Here is a 22,191-nt window from a genome sequence, read left to right on the forward strand (position 1 = left end):
CAGTTCCGAACTGCCGAGCGAGCAGGCGCGCTAGACGCTGCAGCGCGTCGCTTTCACCGGCGATGCCCAGCCCTGCTTGGCTCTTCGGCGTGCGACTCGCATTCACGGTGATCGGCCTTTTAGAGCAGACGACAGAGTCGGAATGTAAGCGTTGTGTTCGAAAAAGTATACCGGACACGATGTCCGGTTGAAGAGAAGTGTAGGGCGTATTCGACGTCAAAAACGCTAGATAGTGAAGTTCGTGTTTTGAAAGTCGATTCTAGAGTTGTTTGATTGGATCAACATGGTCGAATGGCGGTGTTGTGATAACCAAAATTTTTTGGCCGATTACAGAGGGTCCGCGCTCACGCTTATCCTTGCACCGGTTTTTTTGTCCGTTTTCAGCGGTCGGCATCGCCAAAAGCAAGGCAGAGTTTGGGTTGGAGCGTGCCGCTGGCTGAAGCTCGCCGACGCATCGCGCGCTGTATCCGAAAGACGCCGACGCTTGCCTTCACGCAGTTGAGCGCAGGGGGTCAGCGCGACGTGAGAGTGCCGTTCAGGCTCGAGCTCCTGCAGGCCGCCGGCTCCTTCAAGGCGCGCCGCACCATGAACCGGCTGCCTCACCGACACCCAGCGCGATCGCGGCATCGTCAGGATTTCGGGTGGCAATCACGGACTCGCGATCGCGCGATCGGCGCATGTTCTCGGCGCGCAGGCGAAGGTCTTCCTGCCCTCCAACGTCACGACCGACAAGGTCGCCAAGCTGAAGCAGTGGGGCGCCTCGGTCGAGATCGTGGGCGATGTCTGGGATGACGCCAACGCCGCAGCGCTTGCGCATGCGGAGAAGACCGGCGCGACCTACGCCCACCCGTTTAGCGATCCGGTCGTTGTGGCTGGGCAGGGCACGCTCGGCCTCGACATACTCGACGACATGCCGGACGTCGATGTCATCCTCGTCGCGATCGGCGGCGGTGGGCTCATCAGCGGTCTTTCGACCGCCGTCAAGGCCAAGCGTCCCTCCACCCGCATCATCGGGATCGAGCCATTCGGTTCGCCGACACTGCATGCTTGTTTCGAGGCAGGGAGGCTCGTCGCTCTCGATCGGCTCGAAACTCGCGTGGCAACTATGTCCTGCCGGCAAACCAATCAGGAAACCTTCGAGAACCTCGGCGAAACGTCGACGAGATCGTTCTGGTTAGCGATGACGAGATGCAGTTGGCTTCACGTTCGCTTTGGTTTGAGTTCGGAATTGCCGCGGACCTTTCAGGCGCAGCATCGGTCGCAGTGCTCCAATCGGGCCGTGCTTCGTTCTCACCAGGAGCACGCGTGTGTGCCTTGGTGTGTGGGGCCGGTGCAGACGGGCTTTCATGACCGCGATTACTGGGAGAAGCGGCTGAAGCAGAGGTCGCGCCTTGTTCTTAGGGCGTCTTTTCCGACGCCTTCCGAACACCTGTAGTCGGGCTGGCGTCGGCTGGATCCTGGAGGGCCGGCAAAGCTGCACTGACGAGATCTGCTTTCATGCGCAGGCGCATGTCATGCATGATTTGAATAGTGGAAGGCAGTGCAACGCGCCTTCCAAACCGGGTTAGCGTAAACATATCTAGCCACCTTCCTGCCTTTGATCGAGTTTCGGATCAGATCTCCTATTCGCCCGGCCAAACAGGCGAGGCCCGAAGGCGGCGTAGAGGGAAGCTTAGTAGCTTCCCTCCAATAGATATGCCACTAGAAGCCCATTCCACCCATGCCGCCCATACCTCCGCCACCAGACATCGGGTTAGCGGAGTCCTTGCTGGGGCGGTCAGCCACCATCGCTTCTGTGGTGACCAAAAGGCCAGCGACCGAGGCGGCGTTTTGGAGAGCCGTGCGGACGACCTTGGCCGGATCGACGATCCCGGCCTCGAGCATGTCGACATACTTCTCGGTCTGGGCGTTGAAGCCGAAGGTCTCGGACGTGTTCTCGCCGATCTTGCCGACCACGATGGAGCCTTCGACGCCAGCGTTCTCGACGATCTGGCGAAGCGGAGCCTCAAGGGCCTTCATCACCATGTTGATGCCGGCCTGCACGTCGGCGTTGTCCGACTTCAGCTTGGAGACTGCACCCTTGGCGCGCAGCAGCGCGGTGCCGCCGCCGGGGACGATGCCTTCTTCCACCGCAGCGCGGGTGGCGTTCAGCGCGTCGTCGACGCGATCCTTCTTCTCCTTCACCTCGACCTCGGTCGCGCCACCGACGCGGATCACCGCGACGCCGCCCGCAAGCTTGGCCAGACGCTCCTGGAGCTTCTCGCGGTCGTAGTCGGAGGTGGTCTCATCGATCTGCGCCTTGATCTGAGCCACGCGCGCCTCGATGTCGGAGCGCTCACCGGCGCCGTCGACAATCGTGGTGTTTTCCTTCTCGATGCGGATGCGCTTGGCGCGGCCCAGCATCTCGAGGGTAACGGACTCAAGCTTGATGCCCAGGTCCTCGGCGATCATCTGACCCTTTGTCAGGACCGCGATGTCTTCCAGCATGGCCTTGCGGCGGTCGCCGAAGCCCGGAGCCTTGACGGCCGCGACCTTCAGGCCGCCGCGCAGCTTGTTCACCACCAGGGTGGCGAGGGCCTCGCCCTCGATGTCCTCGGCGATGATGACCAGCGGCTTGCCGGTCTGCACCACGGCCTCGAGGATCGGCAGCATCGCCTGGAGCGAGGACAGCTTCTTCTCGTGGATGAGGATGTAGGGGTCCTCGAGCTCGGCGACCATCTTCTCCGCATTCGTGATGAAGTACGGGGAAAGGTAGCCGCGGTCGAACTGCATGCCCTCGACGACGTCGAGCTCGGTCTCGGCGGTCTTGGCCTCCTCGACCGTGATCACGCCCTCGTTGCCGACGCGCTGCATGGCCTGGGCGATCATCTCGCCGATGGCGCTGTCGCCGTTCGCCGAAATGGTGCCGACCTGCGCGATTTCAGCGGAGGAAGCGACCTTGCGGGCGCGGTTCTTGATGTCCTCGAGGGCCGCTGTCGTGGCGAGATCGATGCCCCGCTTGAGGTCCATCGGGCTCATACCGGCCGCAACAGCCTTGGCGCCTTCCTTCACGATCGCCTGGGCGAGAACCGTGGCGGTCGTGGTGCCGTCGCCTGCGACGTCGCTAGCCTTCGATGCCACTTCGCGCACCATCTGTGCGCCCATGTTCTCGAACTTGTCTTCGAGCTCGATCTCCTTGGCGACGGTGACGCCGTCCTTGGTGATGCGCGGTGCTCCATAGCTCTTGTCGATGACGACGTTGCGGCCCTTGGGACCAAGCGTCACCTTCACGGCGTTGGCGAGAGTGTCCACGCCGCGCAGCATCTTGTCGCGGGCGTCGGAGGAAAAGCGAACGTCTTTGGCGGCCATGATGGAGTGATCCTATCTGAATAAAAAAACGTGGATGAAAGCGTCGTTCAGGCAATGACGCCCATGATGTCGGATTCCTTCATGATCAAGATGTCTTTGCCATCGATCTTGACCTCGGTGCCCGACCACTTACCGAACAGGACGCGGTCGCCGGCCTTGACCTCCAAGGCGACGAGCTTCCCAGCTTCGTCACGGGCTCCGGGACCGGCAGCGACGATTTCGCCCTCTTGGGGCTTCTCCTTGACGGTCTCAGGGATGATGATTCCGCCTTTAGTCTTCTCGTCTGCTTCGATGCGTCGGACAGCAACACGGTCGTGCAGGGGACGGAAATTCATGAGGGCCTCCTAGATTTCGAAGTGAGGCACTGGTCCGCGCCAAACTCGACCTTAGCACTCGCCCAAGCAGAGTGCTAAACATATCGGGCTGGCCCCACTCTCGGCGGATTAGGACGACGCGATGCCGGATGGCTCAGAGAACCACGATTGCAACGCCTTCTTCGCCCAACTGCCGCGCCTGAGTTCTCCTGCCGACACCTTTGATGCAAGTTTACACCGACCCGCACCTGACGCGTGGTTCCTAGCGGCGACCGACATTCAGGGTTCGACGGCGGCGATAGCCCAAGGAGGGCATCGGACAGTGAACTACATCGCCGCTGCGGCGATCGCGGCGTTGCGGAATATTTGTAGCGGCTGTGAGATCCCCGTGCTGTTCGCCGGCGACGGTTGCGCCGTGATGGTCCCGCCGAGCTACGCTCGCGAGGCCCGCCTGGCGTTGGCGCGGTTGCGCAGGCTTGCGCGAGATGAGTTCAATCTGCATCTACGGGTCGGATTAGCTCAGGTCGCCGAGCTTCGCGCCTTGGGCGCGGATGTTCTTGTGGGCCGGTATGAGCCAACACCTGGCAACTCGTTTGGTGTCTTTCTCGGCGGCGGCGTCGCGGCTCTCGAGGCCTCAATGAAAAGCAGAGATCCTTCCCCGCTTAAGGCTGTCGCGGAAATTCCAGAATCACTGGATGATGGAGCCTCACCTGATCTCACCGGGCTGAGCTGCCAATGGCAGGAGCTCAAGGCCCTTAACGGGCGCATGCTCACCTTGATCCTCGAAGGTGCGGACTTATCGGTCGCCTACTCAGCCATTCAACGCTTGGCTGGCGCAAGCAGCCCTTCTCCTGCAAAGCCTGCCAATCTTACACCACGCTGGCCAGCTTCCGGAGTTTGGATCGAAGCTCGTGCGACGCACGGCCGAGCGCCGGCCAGCCTAGCGGCAGCGCGCTTATTCATGCGAGCGCTTGCAGCCTACCTTGTTCTGCGAACGAGTTGGCGTGTGAGGGGCTTTGACAGGCAGCGCTACCTTGCTGAGATCGCCAGCAACACGGATTTTTGTAAGTTCGACCGGCAACTGAGTCTTGTTATCGACTGTGACGGCGCGGCCGAAGCAGCCATTCGCGCCGAACTGGCATCGATTGCGGCAGGCGGAAATCTAGAGTTTGGCGTGCACGTTTCCCCCACAGCCCTGATGACGTGTTTCGTGACCTCGGCCAGCGACAGTCAACACGTCCACTTCATCGACGGCGGTGACGGTGGTTACACACGGGCAGCAAAACTGATGAGGCAAGACCGGCCACTATGAGGGCTTACTGGCGCCGCCCTGGCAACTCGCCTTCCTCGGCTCCCACCCTTTTACCCTGTGCGGCTAGGAGCACGAGTAGTCCGACTACGGCCAAAATTCCAAAGGTTGCGTTGTTGCCAGCTGCAACGATCAGGACGCCCGAGGCTTCGCCTGGTCCCACCCGGCATGCGTGAACAGGAAGGCGCCCACATAGCGTCCGAGGCCGCCGCGCACATCTGTGAGTTAGGAAGTTCAACCAGTCGAGGGTTGGGCCGGCGGCAGTTGGCTCAGCCTGCACAGCAAGGTCGCCAGTTGCTGGCGCAGGCGGTTCCATGAGGGAACCATTTTACACGCGGGCGCTGGCTAGAGCTCAATTCAGCTCGACCCAAGCTCCAACGTGGCGCGGCGGTGCCGCCCATGTACATTCGGCCAGCTTTTAAGCTCAAATCGTAGGCTGAATCAGGGTTTTTCTGGCTGCCCGCACACCGATTATCGAGCCTTCGGAGGGCAAGCGCCGCCTCACCTCAACGCTAGCTCGCGGTAAGTCGATTGTCGCGCGGCCTAAGCTGTCATTCCGAGTGTCCGGTACGGTTCAGGAGCAGTCTTTTGGCTTGCCTGTACTCCGGACTCGCTGCGACCTTCGGTTAAGGTGGTTGCGGGCCCCCCGCACCAGATTCGCCTGCGAAGGCGCTGGCGCTCTCGCCACGAGTTTGTTCTCGCCCCCCCCCGCCTCGCGTGGGTTGATGACGACACGCTCGATCAGGCTACCCTGAGGCGACAATCGTTTCAGAACAAGCGTCGCAGATGCGACATGACGCTCGCGCGGACGTTGTCGATATGCTCGCGCATGGCGTCTTGCGCGCGCGCCGCGTCTCGCGCCGCGATGGCGTCGATGATGGCCAGATGCTCGCGGACCCCGGGGTCGAACCGCTCGGGCACCCGCCCCATGTCGAAGATCTTCGTCTTCTTGCGCAGATCTTCGATCAATTCCGCGAGCAGGCGCGAACCGGCCAGACTTGCGATGATCCGATGAAGCCGGTCGTCCACCGCGACGTGCTCGGCGGGCGTGGGCTCGACGCCGTCGCGGAACTCGGCGATGCGGGCCCCGACTGCACTAAGTTCGGGAGATCCGCCCGTCTGGGCGGCGCGGCCCGCGGCTTCGACCTCGAGCAGCCGCCTGATGTGCAGGACCTCGATGAAGTCGTCGATGGAGAGCCGACGAACGACTGGCGTGGCGCCGGCGCTGCGGAGCACCAGCCCTTCCGTCATCAGCCGCATGGTGGCTTCGCGCACAGGCGTCCGGGATACGCCCAGACGCTCCGCAAGCTTGGTTTCCTGCAGCGACGCGCCTGCCGGCAGCTCGCCGTTGAGGATCATGTCGCGGAGCCGCTCATAGGTCGTATGACCCAGCGTCGAGATCGTGCCCTGATCGGCGGTCACCCATCAACTCCGCTGTTGGGGGCGTCAATGCATTGCTGAACCGCGTCTTCGCGCGTTCCTGACATGCACACTCACCGCAACCCTGGCTTTCCCTCTCGCTATCCCCACAGTATACACACTGTATGTCGAAGTCACGCAGGCTCGGCTGCACGGTGGCCAGTCTGCAGGGCGTAGCGCCCAAGCAGAATGGCTGGTGTGCGGCGGCCCGCATCCGGAGTCCACCATGGTCGACATGCACTACGACACCGTGATCCGCAACGGCGTCATCGCGACCGCCAATGACGTGTTCAAGGCCGATCTCGCGATCGCGGGCGAGACGATCGTGGCCATTGGCGCGTCGCTGCCGGCTGGCCGTCGGGAGATCGACGCAAGAGACAAGCTCGTCCTCCCGGGCGGCGTCGACGTGCACTGCCACATCGAACAGCTGTCAGGCGGCGGGTTGATGAACGCCGACACCTTCGAGAGCGCGACGCGCTCGGCCGCTTTCGGCGGAACGACCTCGGTCATCTCCTTTGCGGCCCAGCACCGGGGCGCGCGGCTCCGCACGGTCGTGGAGGACTATGCGGCGCTGGCCCGGCGCGGGGCGGTGATCGACTACGGTTTCCACCTCATGGTCGCCAATCCGGACCAGCAGACGCTCGACGAGGACCTGCCGGCCCTGATCCGGGCCGGACACCGCTCGGTCAAGGTGTTCATGACCTACGACGCCGTCCAGGTGAGCGACCAGCAGCTGCTGGACGTCATGCTGGCGGCCCGCAGCGCCGGAGCGCTCGTCTGCGTTCACGCGGAGAACCACGGCGTTTTGAAATGGATGAGCGAGCGGCTGGTCGCCCGCGGCTATGTTCTGCCGAAATTCCATGCCGTGAGCCATCCGCGCGCGGCGGAGGTCGAGGCCTTCCACCGCCTGATCGCCTTTTCCGAGTTGCTCGACCAGCCGATCATGATCTTTCACGTCTCCACCGCGGAGGGCGCGGCCGTGATCCGCGACGCGCGTGGACGCGGGGTGAAGATCTTCGCCGAGACCTGCCCGCATTACCTGCTGATGACGGGGCAGGATCTCGACCGGCCGGGGCTTGAAGGGGCCAAGTGGATCTGTTCGCCGCCCCAGCGCACGGCCGCCGACCAGGAGGCGCTCTGGCGAGCGCTGGCCCTCGGCGACCTGCAGATCCTGTCGTCCGATCACGCGCCCTATCGGTTCGACGCGAGCGGCAAGCTCAGCGCCGGGGACAGTCCGACGTTCAAGCAGATGGCGAACGGCATGCCGGGGCTGGAGCTGCGGCAGCCGTTGCTGTTCGACGCCATGGTGTCGCAAGGGCGCATGGGGCTCAGCAAGTTCGTCGAGCTCACCGCGACGGCTCCGGCCAAGATCTACGACCTGCCCGGAAAGGGCTCGCTCTCGATCGGGGCGGACGCCGACATCGCGATCTGGGACCCCGAGCGCCGTGTCACCCTGGGGAACGACCTGCACGACAATGCGGGCTACAACCCCTTTGAGGGCCGCACGGTCACGGGCTGGCCCGAAACGGTGCTGCGGCGGGGGGAGGTAATCGTCGCGGATGGGGCCATCGCCGCCGCGCCTGGCTCCGGCCGGCTCCTGTTGCGTGCGGCGGGCGAATCCACGCGACCCACGGGCCGGCTCTCGCCCGAATTCGATCCCGCACGGAATTTCGGCGCGGATCTTTACTGAGGCCGCGGCTTGGAGCGCTCCGCCATGGGCAACACGATCTACGTCATCAACCCGAATTCCTCAACGAGCGTCACCGACGCCATCGACCGGGCCGTCGCGCCGCTGCGCACGCCGGAAGGGCCGGCGATCGCCTGCCTGACCTTGCCGGACGGACCGGCCGGGATCCAGAGCCAGCGCGATGTGGACGGCGTCATCGGGCCGCTTCTGCGGCGCGCCGGCGAGCTCGAACAAGACGCGGCGGCCTTTGTGGTCGCGTGCTTCAGCGACCCGGGTCTCCACGCCATGCGCGAGCAGAGCAAGCGCCCGGTGTTGGGCATCGCCGAGGCCGGCGTGTTGACGGCGCTCACTTTGGGCCAGCGTTTTGGCGTGATCGCCATCCTGCCGACCTCAATCCCTCGGCATCTGCGCTATTTCGGCGCGATGGGCGTGATGGCCCGCTTCGCCGGCGATCTCTCGATCGGGCTGGGCGTGACCGAGCTCGGCGACGAGGCGCGCACCTATGAGCGCATGACCGCCACCGGCCGCGCGCTGCGCGACGCCCACGGCGCGGATGTCATCGTGATGGGTTGCGCCGGCATGGCGCGCTATCGGCGGCGCCTTCAGGACGAGCTCGGCGTCCCGGTCGTGGAGCCGACGCAAGCTGCGACCGCCATGGCCTTGGGCCGCGTTCTTCTGGGCGATCTCTGAGCGTCATCCCGGTCACCCGAAGATTGGAATCCAATGCCCCTCATCAGCGAAGCCGCGTCAGGCGTGTTCGTGATCGCCGTCACGCCGTTTACCCCGCAGGGCGCCATCGACGACGCCAGCCTGGACTCGATGGTGGATTTCTACCTCGAGAAGGGCGCGAGCGGCCTCACCTTGCTGGGCATGATGGGCGAAGCTCCGAAGCTCACCGCAGCCGAGTCCTTGGCCGTGGTGAAGCGCGTGCTGGGGCGCGTGGGCGGGGCGGTTCCGGTCGTGGTGGGCGTCTCCGCGCCGGGCTTCGCGCCGATGCGGGAGCTCAGCGCTGAGGTGATGGACGCCGGGGCGGCGGGCGTCATGGTGGCTCCGCCTTCCAGCCTTAGGACCGATGACCAGATCTACGCTTACTTCGAGACGGCGGCGGGGATGCTCGGCGAGACGCCGTTCGTGTTGCAGGATTATCCGCTCGCGACCGGCGTGCAGATTTCCACAAGCGTGATTACCCGCATCGTGCAGGCGCTGCCTCGTTGCGTGATGCTGAAGCACGAAGACTGGCCGGGGCTGAACAAGATCGGCGCGCTGCGCGCGTCCAGCGATCGCGGCGAAGCGCGCAGAATATCGATCCTGTGCGGCAATGGCGGGATCTTCCTTCCGGAGGAGATGAGCCGCGGCGCCGATGGGGCGATGACGGGCTTCGCCTATCCGGAGATGATGGTCGAGGTCTGCAGGGCGCATGCCGCCGGGGACATCGAGCGCGCCCACGACATCTTCGACGCCTACCTGCCGTTGGCCCGCTACGAGTTGCAGCCGGGGCTGGGATTGCAGATCAGGAAACACATCCTGGCGCGCCGTGGCGTGATCGCGTCTGCGGCGCTGCGCGCGCCGGCCGGCCGCTTGTCGGCAGGCGATCTCGCCGACATCGAGCGACTGATCGCGCGCCAGGAGCGCAAGCTGGCGGAGCTGGGCTGACACGTCAGCCCAGGCGAGCTGCGCGCGGGCGCTTACAGAGCGGGCAGGGCGCGGATGTCGACCACGCCGTCGCGGCGCATGCGCCAAGCGGGATGATGGCCGCGAAGGCCGATCACCCGGCGGTGATTGTAGAGATAGAGCCAGGGCGGGTCCTGCTGCAGCAGCCGGTAGCATTGCCGGTAGAGCTTTTCGCGCGCCTCGGCCGAGACCGTCCGGCGCGCACGATCGAGCAGCTCTTCCACGGCCGGGTTGGCGTAGCCTTCCCACCAGGAGCCGCGCACGCGGGAATCGATCTTCTCGTGCAGCACGCGAAACACGCTCATCGGGCTCGAGTCGAACACGCAAATGTCGCGAATGGCCTTGAGCCTGACCTGGTTGGCGTAAAGCACGCGATCGGGCTCGATGTGGCGCTCGAAGCGAACGCCAAGCGGGGCGAGTTGCGCCTCGACGGCGTCCGCCAGGGCCTGCGCTTCGTCGGGCAGTCGCGTCGGGCAGTAGAGGTGCAGGGTCAGGCCGTCCGCATGGCCGGCCTCGTCGAGGAGCCGCCGGGCTTCGGCAAGGTCCTGCCGGAAGGGCGGCGCCTCCGGGTCGGCGCCGTAATGCGCCGGGCTCACGAAGCCGTGCAGCGGCTGCCCGCCGCCGCCCAGCACATCGTCCACCAAGGCCTGGCGGTCGATGGCGAGATTGAGGGCGAGGCGGACGCGGGGATCGCTGGCGGGTCCTTGCGCCGCGTTGAACATCATGATCAGCGCCGTGGGGGCCAGGAACTCCTCCACGGTGAACGACGGCGACGGGAGCTCGGACAGCGCCGAGCGCGGCAGGCCGTTGGCGATGTCGACCTGTCCGGTCCTGAGCGCCTCGGCGCGGCCGGCCGCCGTGTCGCCCTTGACCCATGTGACGCCCTCGAAGGTCGGCTTGCCGTCGAAGTGGCCTGGATTGGCGAGCAATTCGATGCGCTCGCCGGGCTCGTAGGCGCAGAGCCGGTAGGGGCCCGTGCCGACCGCGCGGCGCGCGAGGTCGTCTCCGGCCGCCTCCACGGCGCGCGGCGAGACGATGTGCCCGTAGGCCAGGATGTCGAACAGGTCGGCGATGGGCTGCGCCAGCGTCAGCGCGAGTTCGTGGCGGCTCAGCACCTCCACCTCCAGCCCGGCGAGATACTGCGCATAGACGCCCGGCGCGCCCAGCGTCGCCCCCATGTCGGGGCGGGCCATGCGCAGCAGCGCGTAGCGGACCGCCTCGGCGTCACAGGGCTCGCCGTCATGGAACAGCACGCCCTCGCGCAGGCGGAATTGGTAGCGGCGCGCATCCTCCGAGACTGTCCACTCCGTGGCGAGCGCCGGCCCGTAGCCGCCATCCGGGGTGCGCCGGACCAGGGTGTCGAACAGCGCGCCGAACACCGTCAGGATGTCGTTGGCGTCCGTGCAGGCATGGGGGTCGTCCAGCGCGACGCGGCCCTGGCTGATCGTGATGATGGTCATGCGTGGGCCTCCAGGGGGGACGCGGTTGCGATTGCGTCGTGCAGGTGGCAGGCGACCGCCTGTCCGTCGCCCTGCTGGCGCAACACGGGGCGCTCGACGGCGCAGCGATCGAAGGCGAGGGGGCAGCGTGTGCGAAAGCAGCAGCCGGACGGCAGGTTGAAGGCGCTCGGCACCTCCCCCCTGATCTCCTCGGCGGCCGCCGCGATGGGGGCGCCGAGAACGGGCGCGGCCGCCAGCAGCGCACGCGTGTAGGGGTGCTTCGGGCTGTTGAAGATCGCGTCCGTCGAACCGGTCTCGACCATGAACCCGAGATACATCACCCCGATCCGGTCGCTGATGTGCCGCACCACGGACAGGTCGTGCGTGATGAACAGGTAGGAGAAGTTCATCTCGTCCTTCAGATCCATCATCAGATTGAGGATCTGGGCCTGGATCGACACATCGAGAGCGGAGACCGGCTCGTCCGCGATGATCAGCTCGGGCTCCACCGAGAGCGCGCGCGCGATGCCGATCCGCTGGCGCTGGCCTCCCGAGAACTGGTGCGGGTAGCGGTCCGCATGCTCGGGGCCGAGGCCCACCTTGGCGAGCAGCGCGAGCGCCCGGTCCTTGGCGTCGCGGACCTTGCCGGGCGCGTTCTCGATAAAGGGCTCCATCACGATGTCGCTGACCCGCTGCCGCGGGTTCAACGACGCGTAGGGGTCCTGGAAGATCATCTGCATCTTGCTGCGGATCGGCCGCATGCGGGCGAAGTCGTGATCGGTGATGTCTTCGCCGTCGAGGATGATGCGCCCGCCGGTCGGCTGGTGGAGCTTGATCACCGTTTTCGCCAGCGTGGACTTTCCGCACCCGCTTTCGCCGACGATGCCGAGCACCTCGCCGCGGTTAATCGACAGGCTCACGCCGTTCACCGCGTGGACCACGCGGCGGGGCGCCGACAAACGGCCGTTGCGCCAGCGCAGCCGGTCAAAGAAGCCGCCGCTCGCGTCGAAGCGTTGCTGGAGATCATCGACCTGGAGCAGCGGGGCCATCAGAGCTTCGCCTCCAGCGGGAAATGGCAGGCCGCGGCGCGGCCGGGCGCGAACTCGGTCAGCGCCGGTTCGACCTCTCGGCAGAGCGCCTGGGCGGCGCTGCAGCGCGGCGCGAAGGCGCAGCCGGGCGGCAGGGCGCGGATGTTGGGAACCGAGCCGGGGATCTGGTGCAGCCGCCGACGCGTCCGGTCGTCATGCGGGATCGAGTCGAGCAGGCCGCGCGTGTAGTGGTGCACGGGGCTGCGGATGAGCTGCGCTGTCGGCCCCCGCTCGACGATGCGGCCGCAATACAGCACCACGACCTTGTCGGCCATCTGCGACACCGCCGCGAGATCATGCGTGATCAAGATGAGCGACGCCCGCGTCTGCTCCACCTGGCGCTTCATCAGCCGCAGCAACTGGGCCTGGATGGTCACGTCGAGCGCCGTGGTCGGCTCGTCGGCGATCAGGAGGCGAGGGCCCGCGATCATCGCGATCGCGATCACCACACGCTGGCGCATGCCGCCGGAAAACTGGTGGGGGTAGCTGTCGAGACGCTCCTCGGGCTGCGGAATGCCGACTTCGCGCAGCATCTCGACGCATCGCGCCCGTCGTTGGCCTGAGGACAGGCCGGAATGCAGCCGCAGCATTTCTTCTAGCTGGTTGCCCACCGTGTACAACGGGTTCAGCGCCGTCATCGGGTCCTGGAAGATCATCGCGATGCGTTTGCCGCGGACGCTGCGCATGCGGGCCTCGTCGAGCCGCAGCAGGTCCTGTCCCTCGAAGCGGATCTCGCCCGCCTCGATGCGGCCTGGCGGATCGATCAGCCCCATGATCGAAAACCCGATCATGGACTTGCCGCCGCCCGACTCGCCGACCAGCCCGAGGATCTCGCCCGGCGCGAGGTCGAAGCTGACCCCGTCGACCGCCTTCACCACCCCGGCGAAGGTGTGGAAGTAGGTTTTCAGCCCGGTGACGGACAGCAACGGCGTGGCCATCGGGTCTGCGGCCACGACAGGCTGGAGCGGGGTCATCGTCATTTCAGGCGCGGGTTGAGCTCGTCGCGAAGGAAATCGCCGAGCAGGTTGATGCCGAAGACGATCAGCATGATGAACAGGCCCGGGAACACCGAGATCCACCACAGCCCGGAAAACAGCACGTCGAAGCCGTTCTTGATCAGCAGTCCGAGCGAAGGTTCGGTGATCGGCACACCGACGCCGAGAAACGACAGCGACGCCTCAATGAGGATGAACGTGCCGACCTGGATCGTCGCCACCACGATCAGGGGTGTCAGCACATTGGGGAGCACGTGGCGCAGGATGATCTTGCGGTTCGGCAGGCCCGAGACGCGGGCCGCCTGGACGTATTCCTTTTGCGATTCCCGCAGCGTCGAGCCCCGCACGATCCGCGCATACACGACCCAGCCTACCGAGATAAGCGCGATCAGCACCTTGTCGGCGCCTGTCCCGAACGCCGACATCAGGAACAGGGCCGTCAGCACCGATGGAAACGAGAGCTGGATGTCGGCGATCCGCATGATGACGCTGTCCAGCTTGCCGCCATAGAAGCCGGCGACGAGCCCGAGCGCGGCCCCGAGCACGCAGGAGCCCAACATGGCCGCGAAACCGATGAACAACGAGATGCGGCTGCCGTAAACGATGCTGGCGAGCACGTCGCGTCCCTGGCCATCTGTTCCGAGCCAGTATTGCGGCACGCCGCCTTCCAGCCACACCGGCGGCTTGAACGAGTCCATGAGTTCAAGCTGCGCGACGTCATAGGGATCCTGCGCGACCAGCCAGGGGCCGATCGACACCATGACGACGAACATCGCCACGATCGCCGCGCCGATCTTGGCCGAGCGGTTGTGCCGGAAACTGTGAAAGAGTTCCGAGCCCGCGAAGCGCCTCATGGCCCCTGAAAGCATGATCATCGGGCGCTTCACTTCACCTTGATGCGCGGATCGATGACCGCATAGAGGATGTCGACCACGAAGTTGACCACCACGAACATGAAGGCGACGAACATCAGGTAGACGACGATCACCGGCCGATCGCCGCGGTAGATCGAGTCGACCAGCAGCTTGCCGATGCCGGGCCACGCGAAGATGGTCTCGGTCAGCGTCGCGAAAGCGATGAGGTCGCCCATCATCAGTCCAAAAACCGTGACGAGCGGGATCAACGCGTTCTTGAGCCCGTGCTTGAACAGCACGCCGCGCCGGTCCGCCCCCTTGGCGCGCGCGAACTTGATGTAGTCCTGCTTCATGACCTCCATCATCTCGGCGCGGATGATGCGGATCAGGATCGCGAGCGTGCCGACCGATAATGTCAGCGCCGGCAGGATGAGGTGGCGGAAGCCCTCCCAGCTTAGGAAGCTGACGCGCATGCCGAGCCATTCCTGGGTCGGCCCTCTGCCCGACGAAGGGACGAGCTGGAACTTCACCGCGAAGATGTAGATCAGCACCATGCCGAGCCAGAACCCGGGGAGCGAAATGCCGACGAGCGAACCGGCCATTACGGCCTGGCTGCTGGCCCGCTCCGGGCTCGCGCCGGCGTAAACGCCGAGCGGGATCGCAACCACAAGGGCTATCGCCATGGCGAGAACAACAATTTCTAGCGTCGCGGGCAGCCGCTCGAGGATCAGCTGCATGGCGGGCTGGCGAAACACGAAGGAGCGCCCGAAGTCGCCCCGCGCAAGGCTCGAAAGGAAATGGCCGTACTGCACGAGGTGGCTGTCGTTGAGGCCGAGCAGCCTGCGCGCCTGCGCGATCTGCTCCTCCGTGGCGTCGAGCGGCACCATCATGTAGGTCGGGTCGCCCGTGAAGCTCATCATCACGAACACGAGCACCGACACGGCCCACAGGACCACGACGATCTGAACCAATCGCTTGGTGAAGTAGCCGAACACGATTGCATTCTCTCAGGGCGTGGCCGAGGGGGCGGCGGCCGGCGGGCTCCCGGAAGCCCGCCTGCGGACGATCAGGTGCTTGAAGACGTGGTCAGTTCACGTCCATCTCGTAGGCCCAGATGAACTTGTCCATCCGTGGCACGACCTTGACGGTCTTCTTGGCCGCGTAGATGTCTTGCTCGTAGTGCAGCGGGATCATCGGGATCTCGCGCGCCGCCACCTTGGTGGCCTCCTTCAGGAACTCGTCGCGCTGCTTGATGTCGGCGGTGGCGTCGGCCTTGTCGATCCAGCTGTCGAACTCGTCGTTGGAGAAGGAGCCGCGATTGGCCTGGCCGAAGCCGGGCTTCTTGCCGCGGCTGTACATCAGCGTGCTGTACATGTTGCCGGCGTCGCCGGAGGGCGTGTCCCAACCGCTCATGATGAAGCTCGACTTGTCGGACGGCACGCGGATGTAGCCGAAGAAGTTCGACCGGGGCATCAGGTTCAGGTTGAGCTTGACGTTGATGCGCGCCAGCATGCCGGCCAGCGCCTGCGCGATTGCGCCGTCGTTGACGTAGCGGTTGTTGGTGGTGTCGAGCGTCATCGAGAACCCCTTCTCGAAGCCCGCCTCCTTCATCAGCGACTTCGCCTTCTCGACGTCGAACGGGTAGAGCTTGTGGAAGTCGAGACCAGGCACGTAGCCCAGGTGCGACGAGGGGACATACTGCTCGCTGGGGGTCGCGAAGCCGTTCATCACCACGGTCTTGATCGCCTCGATGTTGATGGCGCGCGCCAGCGCCTCGCGCACCCGGCGGTCGCGCATCGGGTTTACGGGCAGGTCGATCGTCGGCGACTTCTCGCGCGTGTCAATCGCGATCACCATGTTGAGCAGGCTCGGCCGGGTGACGACCTCGAAGGCCGGGTTAGCCTTCACGCTGGCGACGTCACGCACCGACAGGTCCTGGATTACGTCGACGCCGCCGGTCAGCAGCGCCGCCGTGCGGGTGGCCGGGTTGGTGATCGGCTTGAAGACCACGGTGTCGATCTTCGGCTTGCCACGCCAGTAATCGGGATTGGCCGAGAGGGTGAGCCGATCTTCCTTGACCCATTCGGCGAGCTTGTAGGGTCCAGTGCCCATGGGCTTCAGACCCATCTGCTCGTCGCCGGTCGCTTTGGTGTACTTCTCGTTGACGATCAGCACCTCGGCCAGCGCCATGTGCAGCACCGCGTAGGGCTTGGGAGTCTTGATCTCCACCGTGTAGTCGTCGATGGCGCGCGACGACGCGATGTTGGCGACGAGGTTCGACATCAGCGCCTTCTTCAGGCGCTCGAACGTGTAGACGACGTCGGAGGCCTTGAGCTCGTCGCCGTTGTGAAACCGGACGCCCTTGCGCAGCTTGAAGACCCAGGTCGTGTCGTCCACGACCTGCCAGCTCTCGGCCAGTCCGGGCTCGAAGCCGAGCTCCGGCGTGCGCGTCACCAGCGGGTCGTAGAAGTGGTAGAACATGATGTTGCCGGTGAGCTCGTTGGCCGCATGCGGATCGAGGATCACCGCGTCGGCGGTCAGCGCGATCGAGAGCGACTTGCCCTGCGCGTGGGCGGCTCCGGAAAGCGCTACGCCGCTCAGCATGGCAAGCGCCAAAAGATTGCGGCGTGTCAAACCCGTGAGGCCGTTCGTCATCATCTAATCGCTCCCCTGCGCATGGTCCGAATGTGGTGAACGCCCCGATCAATCGAGCGAGGACTGGATCTCGAGCTGGTAGCCTTCAGGATCGTCGAACACGAAAGCCCGGATCTTGAGTTCGGCGTTGCTGCGCGGTTCGCGTAGGCCTGGAGGTTCGACGCTGCGGATATACGCGTACCATCCGTCGACGTCGTCGACGCGCATGCAGATCTGTACAGGCTTGATGTCGTTCGCGCGGTGACTGCCGCGACTTTCATCGACTAAGCCGATGTATCCATTGGCAGTGACCCTGTAGATCTTCGACCAGCCTTGGTCGATTTCCAGCGTCAGGCCGATAACATCCTCGTAGAAGCGCATCGCGGCAGGCAGATCACGATAGTAAAGGAAGGTGATCAGCTTTTCTGTCGCCGAGTGGGGCGGCCGGTCGGAATTTGTCATCGGTCAGCCCTTCTTCGTCGGAGCGAAGCGTCCAGAGCCCAAGCTCGTTTATTATCCCGACGGTATACAACACGTATTCCGTGTCAAGGCGAGGTCGTTGCAGTCGCTTCGGAGGCGGCCGGCCTAGCCAGAGAAACGCGTGAGAATGCAGCGCACAACACGCGTCACACGAATTGTCGGGGCGTTGAACCTGCTATAGCGTCAACGACACAGCGGGTTGTTCAAGCCCTCTGCAGGGAGGATCTTCATGAAGAATATCAAGCCGTTCAGGCTGGTCGCGGGCCTTGGCGTGGCGCTCGGTTTGGGGCTGTTTGCATCCGCGCCCGCGCAGGCGCAGGCCACGCTCGACGCCGTCAAAAAGCGCGGCAAGGTTTTGTGCGGCGTCTCGCCCGTTGCGGCCGGGTTCTCCTTCGCGGATGACAAGGGCGTGCGGCGCGGGTTCGACCAGGATGTCTGCCGCGCGGTGTCGGCCGCTGTATTCGGCGATCCGGACAAGGTCGAGTCAGTGCCTCTCAGCACCAATGTTCGCTTCCAGGGGCTGCAGTCCGGCGAGGTTGACCTTCTCTCGCGCCAAACCACCTGGACTTTTTCGCGCGACAATTCGCTCGGGCTTGATTTCGGACCGATCGTCTTCTACGACGGCCAGGGCATCATGGTTCCGGCCAAGCTCAACGTGAAGAGCGCGGGCGAACTCGGCAGCGCCGTTGTCTGCGTGCTGCCCGGCACCACCACGCAGCAAAACCTTGAAGACTATTTCCGGCCTCGCAACATCAAGTACGAGGCGGTTGTGTTCGAGAATTCGGACGAGTGGCGCAACGCCTACTTCACCGGCCGCTGCGACGCGATCACGACCGACCGATCCGACCTCGCGTCCGTGCGCGCGGTGGCGCCCAACCCGAAGGATCACGTCATCCTCCCCGAGACGATCTCCAAGGAGCCGCTCGCGCCTGTCGTCCGGCAGAACGACGCCAACTGGCGCGACATCGTCACCTGGTCGTTCTTCGCCATGGTGGCGGCGGAGGAGCTGAAGATCACGCGCGCGAACGTCGATACCTTCCTGACCAGCAAGGATCCGGAAGTGCAACGTCTGCTGGGCGTCAGCGGAGACCTCGGCAAGATGCTCGGGCTCGATGCGAAGTGGGCCTACAACGTGATCAAGGGCGTCGGCAACTATGCCGAAATGTTTGACCGCAACGTTGGGCCCGACACCCCGATCGGTCTCACGCGCGGACCCAACAAGCTCTGGACCGAAGGCGGCCTCCTGTACTCGCCGCCGTTCCGGTAAGCCGGCCCGCGAGGCCTGATTCGGCCTTTGCGATTAAGCGGGCAGGCGGCCCACATGCCGCCTGCCGTCCCGTTCCGTCCCGTCCATCCCCGCCCTGATGAGCCGAGCGAGCACGCCGCGATGACGCGACTGTTCTACGACCTGCGTGTGCGCGCCATCCTGTACCAGGTGCTGGCGGTCGCGTTCGTCGCCAGCGTGGCGTGGTATCTGGCCGCCAACGTGTCGCAAAAGCTCGCCGAGCAGAACATCGTCACCGGGTTCGGCTTCCTGAGCCGCGAAGCTGGTTTCGTGATCAGTCCGAGCTTCATCGACTACAAGCCGACCGACAGCTTCGCCCGCGCGTTGCTGACCGGCATACTCAACACGATCTTCGTGTCCGCGCTTGCGGTTGTGTTCGCGACGATCCTCGGCCTCATCGTCGGCGTCGCGCGCCTGTCGGGCAATCCGCTGCTGAGGGCGCTCGCCTTGGTCTATGTCGAGGCGCTGCGCAACGTTCCGCTGCTGCTGTACCTGTTTCTCTGGTACGGGCTGATCGTCAATCTGCTGCCGCCCGTGCGTGAAGCGGTGGAGTTGATGCCGCATGTGTTCATCTCGAACAGCGGCGTCACCATCCCGGCGATGAACTGGACACCGTCGCACACCAAGGTGCTGCTGGCTCTCATGGCCGGCATGGCCCTCGCGATGACGGTGCGACGGCGCATGGTGGCCCAGCGCGTCTCCACCGGCGTGGAGCGGCGCATGTGGCCCTGGGTGCTGCTCGCGTTGCTGGGGCCGGCGCTTGTCGCCTTGCTGCTGTTTCAGCCCGAGATAACGATCGAATACCCGGAGAAGGGGCGGTTCCGGCTCGCCGGCGGCGCGCATCTGAAGCCCGAGTTCACGGCCCTTCTGCTGGGCCTGACCCTCTCGGCCTCTGCGGGCATCGCCGAGACGGTGCGCTCCGGCATTCTCTCCGTGGGCAGGGGACAGTGGGACGCCACGAAGTCGCTCGGGCTGGATCGCGGCATGGCCCTGCGCCTCGTGGTACTGCCGCAGGCGCTGCGGGTGATCATCCCGCCGCTGACCAGCGCCTATCTCAGCCTGTTCAAGAACTCCTCGCTCGCGACCGCCATCGGCTATCCCGACCTCGTCCTCGTGACCAACACGACCATGAACCAGACCGGTCAGGCGGTCGAAGGCATCGCGATCATGATGCTGGTCTATCTCAGCATTTCGATCACGATCTCGCTCTTCATGAACTGGTACAACGCCCGCGTCGCGCTGAAGGAGCGTTGAGCCATGTCGCAGACCGAACTCATGGCGACCGCGCCGCCGCCCAGGCCTGGCTTCTTTCAACGCTCCGTTCAGCCGCTCTTCGGTACGCCGCTCAACGCGGTGATCACGATCGTCTGCCTTTGGCTGTTCTGGATCGTCGCCAAGGCCGCCTGGGGATGGGCGGTGACGCGCGCCGTCGCGGAAGGTGGCGGCGCGATCTGCCGCGCCGGAAGCGGGATCTGCCTGCCATTCCTGACCGCCAAAGCGCGCTTCATGATCTTCGGCGTCTACCCCTATGACGAGCACTGGCGTCCTGCCCTCGCGATGGCGGTGTTCTTCGTCGCGATCGGAGTCTCGATGATCCCGCGGTTCTGGGGGCGCTGGCTCCTGGCCGTCTGGGCGTTCGCTCTGGTCGCCGGCATGGTGCTGATCGCCGGCGGCGCGTTCGGGCTGCGTCCGATCCCCACGACGCAGTGGAGCGGGCTGCCGCTCTCCTTCATCCTCACCGCCGTGGGTTTGGCGCTGGGCTTTCCGCTCGGCGTCGTTCTCGCTTTGGCGCGAGCGTCGAAGCTGCCGGCCATCCGCGTCATCGCGGTTTTCTTCATCGAGGTCATTCGCGGCGTGCCGCTGATCTCGATCCTGTTCATGGCCACCGTGATGCTGCCGCTGTTCATGCCGACCGGCGTGACCGTCGACAAGTTGCTCCGCGCCCAGGTCGCGATCATCATTTTCGCGGGTGCCTATATCGCGGAAGCGGTGCGCGGCGGGCTCCAGGCCATTCCACGCGGCCAGTACGAGGCTGCGGCGTCACTGGGCCTGCACTACTGGCAGGCGATGCGGCTCATCGTGCTGCCGCCCGCCCTGAAGATCGTCATCCCGCCGCTGGTCAACATCTCGATCGGCTTCTTCCAGGACACGACACTCGTGACGATCATCGGCCTGCTCGACTTTCTGTCGACGGTCCGCACCGCGATGCTCGACCCGGAATGGGTCGGCGCCGCCGTGCTGGAAGGCTATTTGTTCGCGGCCACGATCTACCTCGTGTTCTCGTACGGAATGGGCGCCTACAGCCGCTATCTCGAGCGCAGGCTGAGAACGGGGTTTGACTAGCGCCGCCCTTTGCGTCGCCGGCTGGATCAGCCGGCTCGCGCCGCCCGGAATTCCTTAGCCAAATCCAAGGCTTGGTAGGTCCAGTAGGTCATCTGCGCGACCGCGGCGCCGACCGGGCCGCCGGCCCAGTTCAGCCCGAACGGCGCGAAGAGCTTGTAGCGGTCGCTGGCGCCCAGGATGCCTTCGGCGACGACCCGCCCGCCGACGGCGGTCGTATTGAGGCCATGCCCGCCAAAGCCGAAGCAGTGCCAGACGTTTGGCGTGGTTTGCCCGATCATCGGCATGAGGTGGCGGGCATACGCCATCAGCCCCGACCAGGCTGCATCGACGCCGATGTGGGCGAGGCTCGGATAGGTCGACACCATGGTCGCCCGCAGCATCTCGGCCAATCGCGCCGGCTCGCTCGTGCGCGTCGTGATGCGCCCGCCCCAGAGGAGCCTTCGACCGCCATCCACGATGCGATAATAGTCGCCAGCACGCCGGTTATCGCTGATAGCGTAGGGCACGCCGATGACGTCGGCGATCCGCTCCGGGGCGGGCTCCGTCAGCAGCACATAGGTGGCGATCGGAAGCATCGCGCGTCGCAAGTGCGGCGACACGTCCCCCGTATAGCCTCCCGTCGCGAACACCACGTCGCGCACCTCGATCCGCCCGCCGGACGTTTGCAGCACCTTGGTCGCGCCATCCAGGTTTGCGCCGATCACCGGCGAGCCTTCAAAGATCTGCGCGCCCAGCGCTTCGCATCCGGAAGCCAGGGACAGCGCGTAATTGAGCGGATGAAAATGGAACGCCTGAGGATCGAACAGCGCTTCGTGATACTTGGTCGATCGCAGCACGCCGCGAACCTGCTCACGATCGCGGAACTCCAGCGCGTAACCAAAGTCGCGCGCCATCTGCTCCTGCCGGGCCTTCAGGGCCGGGGCGGCGGCGTGGCGCATCACGCTCATCTTGCCATAGGTCGCGACATTGTCGGTCGAGCGGAGCGCGGAGAGGTTGTCCTCGACGATCCGGACGCCTTCGATGGAGAGCCGATACAACTCGTGCGCCGCCTCCCGGCCGGCCATCAGCGCGATGTGCGAGAGGCTCGTGGCGTAGCCAGGCCCGACGAAACCGCCATTGCGGCCCGACGCTCCCCAGCCAATGCGCTGCGCCTCCAGAATGGCGACGCTTCGACCGGCGCGGACCAGTTCGATTGCGGCGGTCAGCCCAGCGAGCCCGCCCCCGACGATTGCCACGTCGACATCGACAACGCCGGTCAAAGACGGCCGCAACGACGACGGATGGCGCGTGCGGGAGTAGTAGGAATCAATGTATTCGGTCATAAC

The 22,191-nt window shown here is 65.0% G+C and carries 18 protein-coding genes and 1 pseudogene; 8 read left to right on the forward strand and 11 right to left on the reverse strand.

The features are described 5' to 3' along the window. Positions 1-661: 661 nt before the first annotated feature. Positions 662-1,350, forward strand: a pseudogene (locus AC1DSZ_RS00260) (pyridoxal-phosphate dependent enzyme). Between the two features lie 351 nt (positions 1,351-1,701). Here the strand turns inward: AC1DSZ_RS00260 and groL are convergent. Beyond that, complete coding sequence (gene groL, locus AC1DSZ_RS00265) at positions 1,702-3,348, reverse strand: chaperonin GroEL (RefSeq protein ID WP_476836401.1); 1,647 nt, start codon at positions 3,346-3,348, stop codon at positions 1,702-1,704. 47 nt (positions 3,349-3,395) lie between these two features. Further along, positions 3,396-3,683: a co-chaperone GroES gene (locus AC1DSZ_RS00270; protein WP_476836402.1), complete on the reverse strand. Its 288-nt coding sequence runs from the start codon at positions 3,681-3,683 to the stop codon at positions 3,396-3,398. Positions 3,684-3,804: 121 nt separating this feature from the next. On the opposite strand from AC1DSZ_RS00270, the gene AC1DSZ_RS00275 reads away from it, so the two are divergent. Beyond that, on the forward strand, positions 3,805-4,974 hold the full coding sequence (locus tag AC1DSZ_RS00275) for a DUF3095 family protein (RefSeq protein ID WP_476836403.1): 1,170 nt from the start codon (positions 3,805-3,807) through the stop codon (positions 4,972-4,974). A gap of 765 nt (positions 4,975-5,739) precedes the next feature. Here the strand turns inward: AC1DSZ_RS00275 and AC1DSZ_RS00280 are convergent. Next, positions 5,740-6,393 (reverse strand): GntR family transcriptional regulator, encoded by a 654-nt coding sequence (locus tag AC1DSZ_RS00280; protein ID WP_476836404.1) that lies wholly within the window; start codon positions 6,391-6,393, stop codon positions 5,740-5,742. A gap of 223 nt (positions 6,394-6,616) precedes the next feature. Here AC1DSZ_RS00280 and hydA point away from each other — a divergent pair, with 223 nt between their 5' ends. From hydA to AC1DSZ_RS00295, 3 genes are read left to right on the forward strand one after another with little or no spacing between them, the layout of a single operon-like run. Next, a complete protein-coding gene (hydA, locus tag AC1DSZ_RS00285; protein WP_476836405.1) occupies positions 6,617-8,080 on the forward strand; it encodes a dihydropyrimidinase in 1,464 nt (487 codons plus the stop codon). A gap of 24 nt (positions 8,081-8,104) precedes the next feature. Then, positions 8,105-8,767, forward strand: coding sequence for an aspartate/glutamate racemase family protein (locus tag AC1DSZ_RS00290; RefSeq protein WP_476836406.1), 663 nt, complete (start codon positions 8,105-8,107; stop codon positions 8,765-8,767). A 33-nt stretch (positions 8,768-8,800) separates the two neighbouring features. After that, entirely contained in the window at positions 8,801-9,730 is a 930-nt protein-coding gene (locus tag AC1DSZ_RS00295) for a dihydrodipicolinate synthase family protein (protein WP_476836407.1), read from the forward strand. Positions 9,731-9,762: 32 nt separating this feature from the next. Here AC1DSZ_RS00295 and AC1DSZ_RS00300 read toward each other — a convergent pair whose 3' ends face one another. The 7 genes from AC1DSZ_RS00300 to AC1DSZ_RS00330 all read right to left on the reverse strand — a co-directional run bounded on the left by AC1DSZ_RS00300 (position 9,763) and on the right by AC1DSZ_RS00330 (position 17,220). Next, positions 9,763-11,208, reverse strand: a complete 1,446-nt coding sequence (locus AC1DSZ_RS00300) for an ABC transporter substrate-binding protein (RefSeq protein ID WP_476836408.1) — start codon at positions 11,206-11,208, stop codon at positions 9,763-9,765. Further along, on the reverse strand, positions 11,205-12,239 hold the full coding sequence (locus AC1DSZ_RS00305) for an ABC transporter ATP-binding protein (protein ID WP_476836981.1): 1,035 nt from the start codon (positions 12,237-12,239) through the stop codon (positions 11,205-11,207). The genes AC1DSZ_RS00300 and AC1DSZ_RS00305 overlap by 4 nt, the downstream gene beginning before the upstream one ends. Further along, positions 12,236-13,213, reverse strand: coding sequence for an ABC transporter ATP-binding protein (locus AC1DSZ_RS00310; RefSeq protein WP_476836982.1), 978 nt, complete (start codon positions 13,211-13,213; stop codon positions 12,236-12,238). Before AC1DSZ_RS00310 ends, AC1DSZ_RS00305 begins: the two co-directional genes overlap by 4 nt. Before the next feature lie 38 nt (positions 13,214-13,251). Next, entirely contained in the window at positions 13,252-14,145 is an 894-nt protein-coding gene (locus AC1DSZ_RS00315) for an ABC transporter permease (RefSeq protein ID WP_476836409.1), read from the reverse strand. Positions 14,146-14,153: 8 nt separating this feature from the next. Beyond that, positions 14,154-15,119 carry an ABC transporter permease gene (locus AC1DSZ_RS00320; protein ID WP_476836410.1) on the reverse strand — a complete coding sequence of 322 codons (966 nt, stop codon included), beginning with the start codon at positions 15,117-15,119 and terminating at the stop codon, positions 14,154-14,156. A gap of 91 nt (positions 15,120-15,210) precedes the next feature. Continuing rightward, positions 15,211-16,779, reverse strand: coding sequence for an ABC transporter substrate-binding protein (locus tag AC1DSZ_RS00325; protein ID WP_476836411.1), 1,569 nt, complete (start codon positions 16,777-16,779; stop codon positions 15,211-15,213). Between the two features lie 48 nt (positions 16,780-16,827). After that, complete coding sequence (locus tag AC1DSZ_RS00330; RefSeq protein ID WP_476836412.1) at positions 16,828-17,220, reverse strand: VOC family protein; 393 nt, start codon at positions 17,218-17,220, stop codon at positions 16,828-16,830. Between the two features lie 247 nt (positions 17,221-17,467). On the opposite strand from AC1DSZ_RS00330, the gene AC1DSZ_RS00335 reads away from it, so the two are divergent. Genes AC1DSZ_RS00335 through AC1DSZ_RS00345 form a run of 3 tightly spaced genes read left to right on the forward strand, consistent with a single transcriptional unit; the run spans position 17,468 to position 20,866 of the window. Continuing rightward, positions 17,468-18,505, forward strand: coding sequence for an amino acid ABC transporter substrate-binding protein (locus AC1DSZ_RS00335; protein WP_476836413.1), 1,038 nt, complete (start codon positions 17,468-17,470; stop codon positions 18,503-18,505). 54 nt (positions 18,506-18,559) lie between these two features. Next, on the forward strand, positions 18,560-19,777 hold the full coding sequence (locus AC1DSZ_RS00340; RefSeq protein WP_476836414.1) for an amino acid ABC transporter permease: 1,218 nt from the start codon (positions 18,560-18,562) through the stop codon (positions 19,775-19,777). A 3-nt stretch (positions 19,778-19,780) separates the two neighbouring features. Further along, positions 19,781-20,866: an amino acid ABC transporter permease gene (locus AC1DSZ_RS00345; protein WP_476836415.1), complete on the forward strand. Its 1,086-nt coding sequence runs from the start codon at positions 19,781-19,783 to the stop codon at positions 20,864-20,866. Between the two features lie 26 nt (positions 20,867-20,892). Here the strand turns inward: AC1DSZ_RS00345 and AC1DSZ_RS00350 are convergent, their stop codons facing one another. Next, complete coding sequence (locus AC1DSZ_RS00350) at positions 20,893-22,188, reverse strand: NAD(P)/FAD-dependent oxidoreductase (protein WP_476836416.1); 1,296 nt, start codon at positions 22,186-22,188, stop codon at positions 20,893-20,895. Positions 22,189-22,191: the final 3 nt, after the last annotated feature.

The organism is Alsobacter sp. P4_H11 (genome assembly GCF_056400925.1).